This window comes from bacterium (assembly GCA_039961635.1).
Classification (GTDB): domain Bacteria; phylum 4484-113; class 4484-113; order JAGGVC01; family JAGGVC01; genus JABRWB01.
In genome coordinates, this window is record JABRWB010000081.1 from 1 (window position 1) to 14,447 (window position 14,447).

12 protein-coding genes are annotated in these 14,447 nt (G+C 59.3%); 5 read left to right on the top strand and 7 right to left on the bottom strand.

What is annotated here, in order from left to right; translation table 11 throughout:
- The 3 genes from HRF49_11115 to HRF49_11125 all read left to right on the top strand — a co-directional run.
- Positions 1-331, top strand: a 331-nt coding sequence (locus tag HRF49_11115; protein ID MEP0815196.1) for an FHA domain-containing protein, incomplete at its 5' end; no start/stop codon positions are given.
- Between the two features lie 17 nt (positions 332-348).
- Positions 349-2,247: a VWA domain-containing protein gene (locus HRF49_11120; protein ID MEP0815197.1), complete on the top strand. Its 1,899-nt coding sequence runs from the start codon at positions 349-351 to the stop codon at positions 2,245-2,247.
- Between the two features lie 5 nt (positions 2,248-2,252).
- A complete protein-coding gene (locus HRF49_11125; protein MEP0815198.1) occupies positions 2,253-3,461 on the top strand; it encodes an ATP-binding protein in 1,209 nt (402 codons plus the stop codon).
- A 17-nt stretch (positions 3,462-3,478) separates the two neighbouring features.
- On the opposite strand, the gene HRF49_11130 is transcribed toward HRF49_11125, so the two are convergent.
- Positions 3,479-4,594, bottom strand: a complete 1,116-nt coding sequence (locus HRF49_11130; GenBank protein MEP0815199.1) for a DUF1028 domain-containing protein — start codon at positions 4,592-4,594, stop codon at positions 3,479-3,481.
- Between the two features lie 107 nt (positions 4,595-4,701).
- On the opposite strand from HRF49_11130, the gene HRF49_11135 reads away from it, so the two are divergent.
- Together HRF49_11135 and HRF49_11140 are read left to right on the top strand one after the other, a co-directional pair.
- The gene (locus tag HRF49_11135) at positions 4,702-6,714 is read left to right on the top strand and encodes a heparinase II/III family protein (protein ID MEP0815200.1); all 2,013 of its coding nucleotides are present in this window, start codon (positions 4,702-4,704) and stop codon (positions 6,712-6,714) included.
- Positions 6,715-6,769: 55 nt separating this feature from the next.
- Complete coding sequence (locus HRF49_11140) at positions 6,770-8,254, top strand: hypothetical protein (GenBank protein MEP0815201.1); 1,485 nt, start codon at positions 6,770-6,772, stop codon at positions 8,252-8,254.
- Positions 8,255-8,311: 57 nt separating this feature from the next.
- Here the strand turns inward: HRF49_11140 and HRF49_11145 are convergent, their stop codons facing one another.
- The 6 genes from HRF49_11145 to HRF49_11170 all read right to left on the bottom strand — a co-directional run bounded on the left by HRF49_11145 (position 8,312) and on the right by HRF49_11170 (position 14,185).
- A complete protein-coding gene (locus HRF49_11145; GenBank protein MEP0815202.1) occupies positions 8,312-9,217 on the bottom strand; it encodes a pirin family protein in 906 nt (301 codons plus the stop codon).
- 120 nt (positions 9,218-9,337) lie between these two features.
- The gene (locus tag HRF49_11150) at positions 9,338-9,787 is read right to left on the bottom strand and encodes a PIN domain-containing protein (GenBank protein MEP0815203.1); all 450 of its coding nucleotides are present in this window, start codon (positions 9,785-9,787) and stop codon (positions 9,338-9,340) included.
- The gene (locus HRF49_11155; GenBank protein ID MEP0815204.1) at positions 9,771-9,998 is read right to left on the bottom strand and encodes a hypothetical protein; all 228 of its coding nucleotides are present in this window, start codon (positions 9,996-9,998) and stop codon (positions 9,771-9,773) included. Before HRF49_11155 ends, HRF49_11150 begins: the two co-directional genes overlap by 17 nt.
- Before the next feature lie 68 nt (positions 9,999-10,066).
- The gene (locus HRF49_11160) at positions 10,067-11,887 is read right to left on the bottom strand and encodes a YifB family Mg chelatase-like AAA ATPase (GenBank protein ID MEP0815205.1); all 1,821 of its coding nucleotides are present in this window, start codon (positions 11,885-11,887) and stop codon (positions 10,067-10,069) included.
- A 72-nt stretch (positions 11,888-11,959) separates the two neighbouring features.
- Positions 11,960-12,412, bottom strand: coding sequence for a hypothetical protein (locus HRF49_11165; protein MEP0815206.1), 453 nt, complete (start codon positions 12,410-12,412; stop codon positions 11,960-11,962).
- Positions 12,413-12,628: 216 nt separating this feature from the next.
- Positions 12,629-14,185: a hypothetical protein gene (locus HRF49_11170; protein ID MEP0815207.1), complete on the bottom strand. Its 1,557-nt coding sequence runs from the start codon at positions 14,183-14,185 to the stop codon at positions 12,629-12,631.
- Positions 14,186-14,447 lie beyond the last annotated feature (262 nt).

The window sequence follows — 14,447 nt, forward strand, 5'->3', positions numbered from 1 at the left end:
GCAATCGGCTGCCGCGAAGCCGAAGCGCGAGCCCGCGCCGGTGAGGCGGATCGTGGGGATCGCGGGCGCGTATTCAGGCGAAGTGTTCGAGCTGACGCCCGGTGAAATTACAATCGGGCGAAGCGAGGGGAATGCGGTCATACTTGCCGGCGACAACCAGGTGAGCAGGCGTCACGCAAAAATTAACGTCGGCGAAGACGGAATGGCGCAAATCGAAGACGTGGGCAGCACGAACGGAACGACCGTGGACGGCGCCAGAATAGCCGCGGCGACTGCGCTCGCCCCGGGAATGAGCGTGGGAATCGGCAGCACCACGTTCAGGGTGGAATGAAACCGATGCGATTCCGGTTGACCGGCACCTTATTCGCATTTCTTACAGCATTTGCGGCGCTTGCGCTTTTTGCGCAGCCCGCGAACACCCAAGGGGGCGGCGGAAGCGGAGACATCTGGAGCAAGTTCGACAACCAGGGCGAGGAGGAAGAGGAGGAGCCGAAGCTCCAGCCCCCCACGCCGGAGGAAATACTCGAACGGCCGGAAATCGCTATCGAGCTTCCTTCGGAATTCTATCTGAAGATTTCGCAAATCGTCACCGACGAAGAGCGGTTTCCCGCGGTGCAGCTGTACGTATCCGCGCTCGACCAGAACGGCGCGCCGATCAAGACGCTCAAACCGGAGCATTTCAAGGTGATGGAGGAGGATCGCGACGGGGGCGAAATCGTATTCGCCGATCCGATGTCGCGCGCGCCGCTGGCGGTTTGCTTCGTCGTGGACGTGAGCGCGTCGATGGAGCCGGCGCTGGATCTGGAAAAAGCAGCGCTCAAGTCGTTCCTGGACAAAATGGGGCCGGACGACCGCGCCGCTATCGTGAGCTTCAGTGACGTTCCCTCCATCGAGTATTACTTCACCGACAACAAGGATTCGCTCAAGGACACCGTCGACGCGCTGAAAACGATCAACCAGACCGCGCTTTGGGACGCGATAAAGGCCGGAATGGATTTGCTGTTGCCGCAGGATGGATTCCGGCGCGCGCTTGTGGTCTTGACGGACGGGCTGGACAACCAGTCCACCGAGACCGTTTCAAGCGTGATGGCGTTTTACCGCGACAACGCGGAGACGCAGAACAAGGGATTCAGCGTCTTCGCGCTGGGACTGGGAGTGGACATCGAGCAGGCGGCACTCGACCAGTTGTCGCAGCGCACCGGCGGGCGTTTTTTGTTTTCGCCGACGCCCGGCGATCTTGACCGCGTCTACCACGACATCCTCAACCAGATTCAAAACGAGTACATCCTCGAATACCGGTCTCCGCACCTGAGCGACAAAGGGCGCACGGTGACCGTGCATCTGGACGCGGATTACTACGGGAAGAAAGCGAGCGCGGAGGCGTTGTACCGGATTCCGGGGCTGGGCGCGGCGCTCGCGCGGTGGATGTGGCCGGGCGTGATTCTCACGGTGATAATGGCCGTGGTTTTGATCATCGTCACCTACCTGAAAATCACGCGCGCGGTGTGGCTGACCGTGATGATCACGCCGCTTGAAGGGAAAGACTTCACGATCACGGGGGGGGTCGCGACGATAGGCAGCCTGGAGAACAACGACGTGATGCTGCGCCACGACGCGTCGATCCAGCCCAACCACGCGGTGCTGAAGGAAACGCGGGACGGGTACGTTATCGAAGCGCTGTCGCGTGACCATCCGATCGGGATCGGGACGGAGTGGGTGCGGCGCGTCGTCCTGCGCGACAGGGACAGCTTCTGGCTGGGCAGGACGCAGTTTGTTTTCCGCGAGAAGGCGCTGCGCGAGGGCGAGCGCCATCCGGCGGAGCGCGATTTTTCGGACCTGCCATCGCTCGAAACGATGGGCGACAGGTTCGAGGCCGCGCGGCTTCCCGCGAAGCTCGTCGCGATTTCCGGACCGCATGCGGGCGAGGTTTTCGCACTGACACAGGGGCGCAAAATTTATATAGGCCGCGCGAACCGCGGCGCGGTTCCGGGAAGCGCGGGCGCGCAGGGCGCGGGCGCGTCGGCCTCCGCATCAGGCTCGGAAGTGACGGTCGACGTCGTTTTGGCGCGCGACAATCGGGCGAGCCGGGTACACGCCGCGGTCAGGCTTGACGAAATGGGATGCTGGGCGATGGACCTGGGCTCGACGAATGGGACGTACGTGGACGGCGTGCGGGTGACGGTCGAAACGCCGCTCCTGGCTGGCTCGACGCTGCAAGTGGGGGATACGGTGCTTCGGGCGGAGTGAAAAGTATGTTTAATAAACCTCTAGCTAATTTGACAATAGAAGACATTGAGGAACTCATAATCAAAGAAGTTCCTGAAAGCAATACATTGGACTATAAAGAGGAGATTTATCCTTTAAATGACGACGGCAAAAGCGAGTTTTTGCGTGATGTGTGCGCTTTTGCAAATTCAGAAGGTGGACTTATCATAATTGGGATCAAAGAAATTCGCTTGGAGAATGGAGAACCTACTGGATTACCCGAAGCTGTGGTCCCGGTTGATATTACAAACTTGGAGCGACATATCCAAACCTGGACGGACTTGCCAAAGAACTCGGTTGAGCCGCCAATATCAAGTCACAGTGTCACGGTCATCAAGTCAATCGAGTCAGATGGTTTTGGAGTTGTCGTAATATCTATTCCGCGAAGTTATCGCCCCCCACATGCAACAAGAAAACCGCATGGGGGTCAATGGTATAGGTTCTCGAAAAGATTGCTTAGGAGGTCTCAATCCTTGGACTTGGATGGCATTCGTGAGCAGTTTATTCATGAACGTTCATTCCGGCAATCGTTAGAGCATTCACGCTCAGAAAGGCTAAACAAAATCTTGCGTGGCGAAAATTGTGTCATGTCCAGATACGCACCTAAGCTCGTGTTGCATATATGGCCCCAGAATTTTCCTACCTATATCAAGGATCTCCAGTCAGACGACTTATTCAGAGAAATCACCAGGAGAATTGACCTGTCTGAAGCCCAATGGAGCAGGGATTTCGATGGAAGATGCGTTTATACACAAACTTCACATCCGGATTTTACGTATTCAATGATGTTTTTCTCAGGTTTGTTCGAGCTTGTATTATGTATGGATGTACATCGTACGGCCAGCGGTAATGAGCTTCACTTGAACGCCAATGAAACCGAAATTGTTGAAGGCTGGCAGGAGATAATGCAAGTACTGGAAATGCTTAATCTGGAGTTTCCTGTGTACATTGGCTTTTCCCTGCTGCTAGTCGATAACCATATTATATTTACGCCTCCGGCCATTTCTCCAAGAATCATGACTCAGTTGGGAAGAAAACGCCTTTGCAGACGAAATACATTAGTAGCACCAATTTTTGAATTGCCAGAGCCGCAAGCTGATTGCATGAGCTCGATACAGCAAATTATGAACAGGTTTTACAATGAGTTTGGACTTGCTAGATCAATCAATCAAATTTCGGAGAGCCAAGGGAGTTAAGACTAGAAAACGTATTCCTACCCCACCAGCCCCCTGAAATCCTCCCTCTCACGTAGCGGATCCAGGTCGTGATCCTCCTTCGCCAGGGGCAGAAGCTCGTCCGGGTCCATTTCCAGCGCGATCGCGAGCTCCTTCATCGCCTCGTCCAGACTTCCCGAAAGCGACAGCGCGCACGCCAAGTTGTAGTGGTGGGACGCTTCCTCCGGTTGGAGCGAAACGAGCCGGGTGAATATTTCAATCGCCGCGCCGTACTCCTTCGCATACAGCTTATTGTAGGCCTCGAAAGAAAGCGAAATCGGCCGCGCGAGATTCAAGAGCCTCGCAAGCTCGTCGAACGGATCGGCCGCGTCGTCCACGCGCAGGTCGTATTTCACGTCGGTGTAGCCGCCGTAGCCCGCGCCTGCCTGGGAAACCTTCAGCGCCGCGCTCTGCATCCCGCGCGAGTCGCCGCCCGCCGCCTGCCCCGCGAGGAGCGCGCGCAACAGCCTGCCCGCCAAATCGCCCGTCCCGACCGCCGCCAGTTCGTTTTCGGTCAGCTTCATCCCGTTCGGCATCCCGAATGCGAATTCATCCGCCGGCATGTCAGCCGGAAGCGAAATCGCCGCGGCCATCGCCTCGACCACTTCCGGCCCGGAGAGGATGTTGCCCTGCACCGCGAACGTAATCCCGTCCGGCGTTTTGCCGATTTTACCGCCCGCCCATGCCAGGCACTCGTCGCCGGTGTATGTTCCCGCAAAGCCGCGCAACGCGCCGCCCGCGTCGGGCAGAAGCGCGACGATCCCGATCTGCCGCCTGGCCGCGTCCTCGTCGGTTTCGAGCAGCGCCTTCAGCACTTCCTCCGGCATTTTGCCCTGGGCGATCATATCCAGGCCGAGCGGCCCGAACGTAGGATTGCCGTACGCCTGAGAAGCGACCGCGCCCACGCCCGCGCGGCACCACGGCACGACGCTGCCGACCGCGAAAAACTTGCTCTGGACGGCGACGCCAACTTCGCCCGTGGATGGATCGTACGCGACGACACTGAAAGTCGCTATGTTGGGCGCGCCGCATTGCGTCGCGGCGAACGCGTTTGCGCACAACAAAACCGCCGCGGCCGCCGCCGCGATCGCGGGACGAAAATATAATCCGTTCATCTGTTTCCTCCGTTCGGACTTCCGCGCGGGGCGCGGACGGGTACTATTATTGCTTATCGCCGCCGGAATGCGCGTCGTCCGGCCACCGGTCTTGCTAAAATGCAGGAATGGAAAATCCCTTCCGATGGATTGCCGCCGCGACGATTGCGGCAGTCGCTGCAATTTCCTCCGTCGCAGCGTGCGCGGAACCGTCCGCTGAAAAATCGCTCGATTCACGCATCGCCGGGATTCTCGATTCGCTTCGTCCGCGGTTGAAAGCTGAGCCGGCAAAGACTTGGTACAGCCAGGTGCGCGGCACCGCTTCGGTTGCGCCAAACGAGCTTCCCGAAACGGGCTTCGCGTGGAAGGCCGCGCGGAACGCGGAAATAGCCAAATGCGCGGCGTTCGAGTTTGCCTTAACCGGCGACTTGTCCGCAAAGGCCGCTTGGCTGGACGCGCTCGGCACAATTGACGGAATCGATCCCAGTAAGGTCAAGGGCAACGAGTTGCTCGCGATAGACAGCGCGGCGAGCGACGCGGCGATTTCGCTGCTCCTCGGACGGCTCGATGCGGGCGACTCGGACCGCGAGGCCGCGGCTGGGATCGTGGGCAATCTCGGTGGAATTCTAATGCGCAACCGCCCCGCATGGTTCGAAGGCGCGAAGAACAACTGGGGGGTGCGCCAGTATTCGGCGCTGTTGACTTGCGCTCTCGTGCTTGAGTCCGAGCCGGGATTCCAAAATCAGGCGGCGGACTGGATTGCATATTGCGACTCGGAACTGCCGCTTCACTGCGAATTCCAGTCGCTTTCCGGAAAGGAAATTCCGGACATTTCAGGTTGGGCGGAGGGGCACAGCTACCTGGAATATTCGCTCGACCTGTGGCTGGACTGTATGTTCATAGACCGGCTGGCGCGTCCGGAGCGCGCAACGGAAATCGAATCGCGTCTGGCAGCGCTTTCGCGGTGGAGCGTAATGTCCGCCGCGCCGGACGGCCGCCGGCCGAATTTCGACGACAGTGCGCTTGCGGGATTTCCGTCGAACGTCGCCGCGTCTATCGTCAGCGAATCGAATCCCGCGCTCGCGGAAGTTCTTACATGGGATTACATGCGGCAACAGGATCCCGAAAATCCGAAAGATCATGACCCTGTCCTTTCGCTTCTTACGTACAGGCCAGAGCTTTTCGCAAATTCCGGCTCGCCGATCGACGTGGACACAAAGGGCGCGTTTCCCCTCGGCTGGCTGGATACAGGCACGGGCGACATGGTTATGCGCACCGGCTGGGGCGATTTGGAATCGTACGTGAACGTGCGGATCGAATCGGGCGACGCGCACTGGCACGGCATCGGGCACGAGCACTGGGACCCGCTGGCGCTTTCGTTTTATTCGGGCACGCGCGAAGGCGGCAAGTGGATTCTCCTGGACGGAGGCTACATAAACTGGGAGGAACATTCGCGCGTAAACACTCCCGACAATCACAACATGCTGCTTGTGGACGGCCTCGGCCCGGACTGGACGAAGCCCGTCCCGGGCGGCGAAGTTCGCGAAGCCGCCATCGAGCAGCGGGTTTTCGATACGCCGGGATTTACCGGCGCTTGGTTGGACGAAGAAGGCAACGTGCACTACGCGGAGCCGGTCGGATTTTACGGAACCGCAACAACCACTTATCGCGGCGTGTCCTGGCGGCGCGAGCTGATGCTCCTTCGCGACGGTATGCTTTTCGTCCGCGATACCGTGACGAGCGACGAACCTGGCAAATCGAAAAGGCTTGCTTTCCCGTGGCATTTGAATTTTCCGGCGGACATGCCGCTTGAAGAAGCGTACCGCTCCACCAAGCTCGGCGGAAAGTACGAGTGTATGTTTTTCGGGCTGCCGGGAGGAGAAGCCGGAAGCATCGAGTTTTACTCCAATTCGCCGTTTTCGCTATCGTTCCGCACCGACGAGCATTCGTTCGAATACGGCATCGCGCTTTCCCATCACGTCGTGGAAGCGGCGTTCCCCGCGGAGGAATTCGCCAAGTCCAACACGTTCACGCTCTACACGCTGGTTTCTTCCAGCGTCGGCCTGGGATTCCTGGACCGCTACGATCCGCCGGAGTCCATCCCGGACGTGATTGCCGATATCTGGAATCAGGTCGAATAATGCCCACGGCTCGCGGGATTGACGTGCCGCCGGATGCTGGTAACATGTATCCGTTATGAAAAAGGCTCTCTTTCTGATATTTGCGTTGTCGCTTGTTCTGCTCGCCAATTCCCGCCCCGGCACGGCACAATCCGGCCAGTCCGGCAAACTGCGCGTCGGGGTGATGCAGTTCGAAAACATCGCCGGGGCGACCGCGTTCGACTGGGTCGGGCGCGGCATCCAGGAATCGCTGTCGTCCAAACTCGCGGCACTTCCGCAGATAACCGTCGTCGAGCGCGGCCAGATGAACAAGCTCCTTGAGGAGCAGCGGTTTCAGATGTCCGGCTTCACCGACACCTCGACCGTCGCGGAGGCCGGAAAGATAATGAACATCCAGAAAGCCGTCGTCGGAAGCTACCAGGTGCAGCAAAGCAAGATCCTGATTTCCGCGCGCGTAGTGGACGTTGAGAGCGCGCAGGCCGAGAACTCGACAGAAGTCAACGGAAACGTCGACGACATATTCAGCCAGTACAACACTCTCGCGTCCGACATCGGGCGCAAGCTGGGCGCGGGCGAATCGGTTAACACGGCCACATCCGGCGCAGCGACGTCGCCGGCTCCCGACAATCCGCCTCCCTCAAACAATTTCGCGCAGGACGTGCAGGACTATACGCAGTACATCCAACAAACCCAGGAAAATCCGCAGAGCTACGACGAGCTCACGAACAACCAGGTTTACGAATTCACGCGCGAAGATACGACTTCGTTCGAAGCGTACGAGTATTTCACGCGCGCTAATGATGTTCTGTTCGGCTCGGATTCGGTATTCACGTTCCTTTTGACCTATATGGACGATCCGAACGCGGTCTATGTGGATCCGTCACGCGAGCAGGAAGGTGCAAGGCTGCTTGAACTCGCGGTAAAAGCCGATCCGAATTACGGCCGCGCCTGGGCGCTTTTGGGAATGACATACCACGGTTTTTCGTCGAGCGCCTCCGGCCCCGACCGGCGCTATTACGTACAAAAGGCGAACGAGGCCTTGGAGCACGCGGTCAATATCTCTACCTACGACCCGTACGTGCAGAGCCTGATGGGATTTTTCAATTTTCTTCTTTGGACGGAATACAACTTCGATCCCGCCTATTCGGACGCTGCGTACCAGTGGCTCGACCTTGTGCTGAACGGCTCGCCGGGAACCTACTACAGCGGTATCGCCAACCTTGTCGTCATTTTTCTTCTGATGAACGTGGACGAGAATTTCATGATGGAAAACTCCGCGTCGCTGTTTTACGTCATGGACGACGCGCGCAACACGCTGCCGACGTCCGGAGTCGTCCAGGCTTTTCATGGAATGTTTCTCGCGCTCGATGCGATGGTGCGTTACAACAACGGCTACCAGTACGGCACGCTGACGCAGGACGACGTTTATTACGTCGCGTCCGACATGGACTATGCGATCGCCGAGCTTGAAGATTACGTCAACAACTTCCCGAACGGCCTCGTTTACAACGAAGTGTATTCGATGCTCGGCACTCTGTACGAATTCAGGAATTCGATTTAGGCAGGCTGTCTTTCGAATTTGCAACGGAAGTGAAACTCTTCGCTGTTTGAACGCGGATTAACGCGGATTCAAAAACGTACCGCGCTTCAATTCGTCGAACGCTTCCTTCAGCTCTTCCTGCGTGTTCATCACAATCGGGCCATGCCATGCGACGGGCTCTTTCAGCGGCCGTCCGGATACGAGTAGAAACCGGATGCCCTCTTCGCCCGCCTCGACCGTCACCTCATCTCCCGTGTCGAACAAAATCAGCGAGCGGTTGTCCGCGAGCACCGGCACGATTACGTCCGGCCTGTCCGTGATTTCCGTCGGAACCGGCTGGGGATCGCTCGCGCCGCTGAACCGCCCCGCGCCCTCGAAAACGTACGCGAACGCGTTGCTTTTCGTTTCGACGGGCAGCGACTTTCGCACTCCCGGCGGAACGTAAACGTCCACGTAAACCGGATCGGCCGCGATCCCCTCGACCGGGCCGCGCATCCCCCAGAAGCTGCCGCACACGAGGCGCGCGCGCGTCCCGTCGTCGTCGGTCGCTTCCGGTATGTCCGCCGACTTCACTTCCTGGTAACGCGGCGCCGTCATTTTGAGCGCCGCGGGCAAATTGGCCCAGAGCTGGAAGCCGTGCATCCGCCCCTGCGTGTCGCCCTTGGGCATTTCCTGGTGGATTATCCCGCTGCCCGCGGTCATCCACTGGATGTCGCCCGCGGAAATAGTGCCGCTGTTGCCGATGCTGTCGCCGTGCTCCACCTCGCCCGCGAGGACGTACGTTATCGTCTCGATTCCTCGGTGCGGATGCCAGGGAAAGCCCGCAAGGTAATCCTCCGGCCGCTCGTTGCGGAAATCGTCGAGCAGCAGAAATGGATCGACCAGGCCCGTGTCGCCGAACCCGAACGCGCGGTTGAGATGCACCCCGGCGCCTTCAAGCGTGGGGCGGGACTTGGAAAGACGTTTAACGGGACGGATGGACATGGCGGTCTCCTTGCCCGAACAGGGATTTCATTCTGGCAACATCTTGTACCCTCCCTATCCGCGGGCTATTCTGAAATCGGAGATGGCCTGCGGCAATTGGACGGCCGGCGAACGCGTCGGCTAGGAAACGCCGATCAAGTCGATCAGTTCCGCAAATGGGGCAAAGTCCCTTGCGTTTGAAGTGACTAGCCGCCTTACCCCGCAAACGAGCATCGTGGCGACGATGTTTGCATCGTGAACCCGCTTGCCGGATACTTTAAAGTCATTAAGAATCTGCAGCAGGCGATCGGTCACCGCCTCGCTTTCCTCGGCCAGGCGGAAAAAGCGCCGGAATTCCGCCGCTAAGGCCAGCACCTTTGATCTTGGCATGCTGGCGAGGTAATAATCGTCTCGCGTCATAACACTGAGGAATTCCCTGATAACTTGGCGACTCACCCACAACTCGCATCCGTTCGCTACCAATTCGTTAATCGTACGTTTGCAGGACAAGTGCAACTGCGAAGTGCTGATGCTGGCATATATAAGAATGTTTGAGTCTACGAATACCGGTTCTTCAGCCCCGTTCGCCATAAATGTCCTCCCTGTCGACCGAGAACCTGTCTGTCAACGGGCCGCTGTAAATCACCGGCCATTCAAAGTTTTCCCGGTCGACTTCCGGACGCGGTGTGTCGATAGGTTCGATGGCGAACTCCTTTTTTCCTGGCGGAAGATCGGTCTTGAGCCTGATGACGACTACGCCGTCTTCGTCCACTACTCCGGTTGCTGTAAATCGTCCGTTCATGCAAATCACCCGCCGATGGCGATTATATTTTACCCGCTTTGGCGCTTCCAAATTTCGGCATCGAGCATTTACAGCCCGAACTTCCCTTCGCCCGCGCGGTACTGGATCGCCTCCGCCACGTGCGAAATCTTTATCGCTTCGCTTTCGTCCAGGTCCGCGATCGTCCGAGCGACGCGCTTGATACGCTCGAACGCCCGCGCCGAAAGCCCCAATTTTTCGACGCCCCTTATCAGCAGGTTCATCGAAGGTTCGTCCAGCGGGCAGAACCTCGCCGCCATCTTGGGCGTCATCTGCGCGTTGCAGTAGACCTTCGTGAGCGGGCGCTTCGCAGCGAACGCGCCGCCGCGCGACATGATCGCCCGCAGCCCCGCCTGCCGCTCGGAGCGCTCCTTCGCCGCGGGCTTTCGGCGGCGCGACGATTTGCCGCCCATCATCTGCAGCGCTTCTTCCGGCGAGAGCGGGCCGTCCGATGCTTCCTCGTCGCCCTCCTTCGCCGCGCCCCAGGTGTGGTCGCGTATCGAATGATGCTCCGATGCGGCGGCCGCGGCATCTTTTTCCGCTTGCTCCTTCGCGGCTTTCTCCGCCGCTTCCGCGTCGACTATCGCGAACCGCGCGGCCTGCATCCGACGCGCGTTTTCCACGCGCTTTCTTATCGCGGCGCTCGGCTCGCCGGTCGGCTCCACGCGCGCGAGTTTTTCCGTCGGGATGCGCGGCACCTCGACGGTTATGTCTATCCTGTCCCACACCGGCCCGGACAGCCCTTTCCAGTAGTTCTGAATGTCGCCGGGCCGGCACTTGCATGCCTTGACCGGGTCGCCGTAGTAACCGCACGGGCACGGGTTGAGCGCGCCGACCAAAATGAACCGGCTCGGAAACGTCAGCGAAAGCTGGGTGCGGCTGATTGTAACTTCGCCGTCCTCAAGCGGCTGGCGCAGGTGCTCAAGGGCATGCTTGGGAAATTCGAGCATCTCGTCCAGGAACAACACGCCGAGATGCGCGAGGCTGATTTCGCCGGGGCGCGGGATCGTCCCGCCGCCGACCAGTCCGGGGAGAGAAACGCTGTGGTGCGGGCTGCGGTAAGGACGCTCGGTGACCACGCCCGTGTCGCGCGAGAGCAATCCCGCGACGCTGTAAATTCGCGTCACCTCCAGCGCTTCCTCAACGGACAGCGACGGAAGCACGCTCGGAAGCCGCTTGGCGAGCATCGTTTTGCCGCTGCCCGGAGGGCCGACCATGATCATGTTGTGGCCGCCCGCGGCCGCGATTTCGAGCGCGCGCTTGGCCTGCTCCTGGCCGCGCACGTCTTCGAAGTCAAGCGGAATATGCGACTCGCGCAGAAGATCCGCAACTTCAACCGGCGGATACGGATCCATCGCGAGGTTGCCGCGCGCCCACGCGATCAGCTCGGCAAGATACTCAAACGCCATCACGGTCAGTCCTGAAACCACCGCGGCTTCGCGCGCGTTTTCGCGCGGGACGATTACGCCATTTAGTTTCAAATCGCGGGCGAGTATCGCCGTCGGAAGGACGCCTGCGACCGGACGAAGGCTGCCGTCCAGCCCCAGCTCGCCCATTATCAGAAACCCTTCCAGCTTGTCCTGCGCGCACTGGCCGTTGCCCACCGCGATTCCGAGCGCGATCGGCAGGTCGAAGTGCGTCCCCTGCTTGGGCAGGTCTGCGGGCGCAAGATTTATCGTTATCCTGTGTTGCGGGAATTCGAGGTCGCTGTTCTGGAGCGCGCTGCGAACGCGGTCGGTTGATTCCTTGACCGCCTTGTCCGCGAGGCCGACGATGTTGAACGCGTGCAGCCCCATTCCGAGGTCGCATTCGACCAGAACCGGCTCGGCCTCCAGACCGACTATCGACGCGGTGTGAAGCGTGGACAGCATGGCGCCGCGATTATACAGTGATTGCGCGCGCGATCGCTCTCCGGAGGACAATCTCCGGAAAATACCCGGGCGTCAATGCCTGACAGCCCTTATCCTCGAGTCGCTCTCTTCCGATTGCTGCGCCGGATATTTTTGGCGGAACTCTATCAACCTGCCGAAATAGTAGCGGTAAGTGGTGAGCCGCCGGTTGTTACCCTCGGCTTTGGCGATATCGGCCATCTGCCGAAGATATTCCTCCGCCTCCTTGTACTTCCGCTCGTCCAACAGATCCTCCGCGCGGTAATCCCTGAACTCGGGCGCGTCCGGGTATCTCTCCTCGTATTTTCGATCCGAGGCCGAATGAGAGTATTTTTTGTCCACTGTGAACTGCCCGAATTTCTGTGCCCAGGGATTGGCTGCGTAAATCCGCTCGATATCGGCATCCTGGCCATTTTCGATTATCCGGCGGGGACGGGAGGCGATTGAAATTATGACGGCAAGAACGACTATGCCAACGAGGCCGAAAATAATAACGCCAGCATCCATCGGCCATTCCCCCTTCCTGCGGCGCCGAGCACGCGTGCGCCGCAGCAAGCGTGCAAAACAAGCGGCCAAAGACCGCACCATAAAACGAATCGCCCGACAAGGGGCGCGCAAACCCGCCCCTCACTTATAGGATACCCGAAATTCTCAAAAGTTCCACATCGTAGAAAAAAAAACTTTTAATTTCCGGAATGTTGAAAACCGCTGGAATTAGCGCGCTTACCACATTCTCACGTCGAAGGTGAGGAAGCCCGATCCAAGCGCGAAATCCCAGGCTGCGCCGATGGTATAAGCCTTGTTGAGCCGCCTGATTTCCAGCGACAATTGGTCGAATTCCGAATTGTCGAAATCGTAGAGCGCGGTGCCCACGGCCATCCACTTTTCGCTCACTCTCACGTGCTTGACGCCGGTCAGCTCAAGCTCGTTGTAAAGGTCGTCGAATCGGAATGCCGCTTCGCCCTGTTTCGGATGCCATCGCAGCTCGACCTTGTCCGTTCCGAATAAGTGGCGCTTGCCCAAAGTCAGCCGCCCCGTGTATACCGTAAAACGATCGGACGGCAGGCCGCGGTACTCCCGGTGAGCCACGCCCGCGCCGGTTCCAATGAAAGCGCGCTCGCTGAAAAAGTGCTCGCGGAACGACAAATCCACTTCAGCCAGGTAGCGCTCGCCCGTCAAATCCGGCTCGATCTGCTTTATCCGCCCTGCTTCGATGCGGCTTTCGAGAGACTTGACCGGCCCGCGCTTGTACTCGCGCTCGAACGCGACGTACGCGTTAATCCGCTCGCGGAAAATCGCGGTGTCGCCGCGCACGTCGCGCGCCCAGACTTCGCCGTGCTTAACACCGAATCGGAAATCGCCGGCGGTCGCGTAATGGTCGAATTCGGGCAGCAGCCCGCGCTTCGTCCAGTAGTCCAGATTGAACTGCGTCGTGAACGGGCCGATTGTGTACTCCGGGCGATAGAACACACGCGCGCCGTCGTCGCCCGAATAGCCGAGCGTAGGAAATACGCTTCGAAACGCGCCTTCCGACTCGATCAGGCTTTCCCGCACGTGCGGCCAGTAGAAAATCCGGTATCCGCTTGCGGTCGCGCTCACTTTTTTTAGCGTGAAATATTCGCCCGTCACCAGCTCCGCGCTTTTTACCGAAATGAAGAAATCCGTGTCGTCGTAAGGATAGGTGGAGAATTTCGCGCCGCGGAGCATGAGCTTGGTCTCCCCGCCGGATGCGTCCACGGTCAGGTCGCCTTCCAATATGAAGATGCGCGACGGCGGGAATCCCGCGCCGCGCTCCACCGGCACCGAGCCGGAAACGCCGTCTAATCCGCCCGTCCTGTCGTTAATCGAAAAGGTCAGCCGCTCGCCGGTCAGGTACACCCCGGTTTCGACAATTTCGAACGTCACCGCTCCCTCGGATTCGATCAATCCGGTTTTCGTGTCGAAAACAAGCTCGGACGCGGACAGCCGCACGGTTCCGTCCGGCACCAGCCCCGGGCTTTCGAAAACGACGCCACCCGATGCGGTGACGACGCCGTCGGGCGAATACTCGATGGTATCGGCGATCAGCGTGCCGGGCACGGGGACGCGGTTTTCCGTCGGCGGGGGTTCGCCATTCGTCGGCGGATCCGGGGAAGAAACCGCGCCGGAATCGGGTTCGTGGGAATCGGCCGAAGCTTCCGCAGAAATAACCGGCGATTTCGGGGCGGGCGGGCGGCCGATGCGGATCGCATCGCCGGAGGCCGCGGCCGCGGGAACGGGTACGGCAACGCAAAAAAGCACCGCCGCGAACGCGAATTTCAGGCGGAATCGCGCAGGCGCGGACGCGCCGAAAAGGCGTTTAATTGCGGCGAAAGGGCGCGCGGCGCGCGCGCGGAAAGCCCCTTTATCCGCCTTGTACCCCACGGGAAGATAATAGCAGGGAGGCACATCGCATTTTGAACTCGGCACATTCATGAATGAGGTGCAACACTCTAGGTGATTCAAGCCCGGAGGTGTTGCACCGTTGAAAGAGTACCATCACTTGACATTCAAGGACCGCATA

Bases quoted from the DNA above. Each gene is read 5' to 3' on its own strand.
- HRF49_11125 (MEP0815198.1), top strand. From the start codon at position 2,253: ATGTTTAATAAACCTCTAGCTAATTTGACAATAGAAGACATTGAGGAA.
- HRF49_11130 (MEP0815199.1), bottom strand. From the start codon at position 4,594: ATGAACGGATTATATTTTCGTCCCGCGATCGCGGCGGCGGCCGCGGCG.
- HRF49_11135 (MEP0815200.1), top strand. From the start codon at position 4,702: ATGGAAAATCCCTTCCGATGGATTGCCGCCGCGACGATTGCGGCAGTC.
- HRF49_11140 (MEP0815201.1), top strand. From the start codon at position 6,770: ATGAAAAAGGCTCTCTTTCTGATATTTGCGTTGTCGCTTGTTCTGCTC.
- HRF49_11145 (MEP0815202.1), bottom strand. From the start codon at position 9,217: ATGTCCATCCGTCCCGTTAAACGTCTTTCCAAGTCCCGCCCCACGCTT.
- HRF49_11150 (MEP0815203.1), bottom strand. From the start codon at position 9,787: ATGGCGAACGGGGCTGAAGAACCGGTATTCGTAGACTCAAACATTCTT.
- HRF49_11155 (MEP0815204.1), bottom strand. From the start codon at position 9,998: ATGAACGGACGATTTACAGCAACCGGAGTAGTGGACGAAGACGGCGTA.
- HRF49_11160 (MEP0815205.1), bottom strand. From the start codon at position 11,887: ATGCTGTCCACGCTTCACACCGCGTCGATAGTCGGTCTGGAGGCCGAG.
- HRF49_11165 (MEP0815206.1), bottom strand. From the start codon at position 12,412: ATGGATGCTGGCGTTATTATTTTCGGCCTCGTTGGCATAGTCGTTCTT.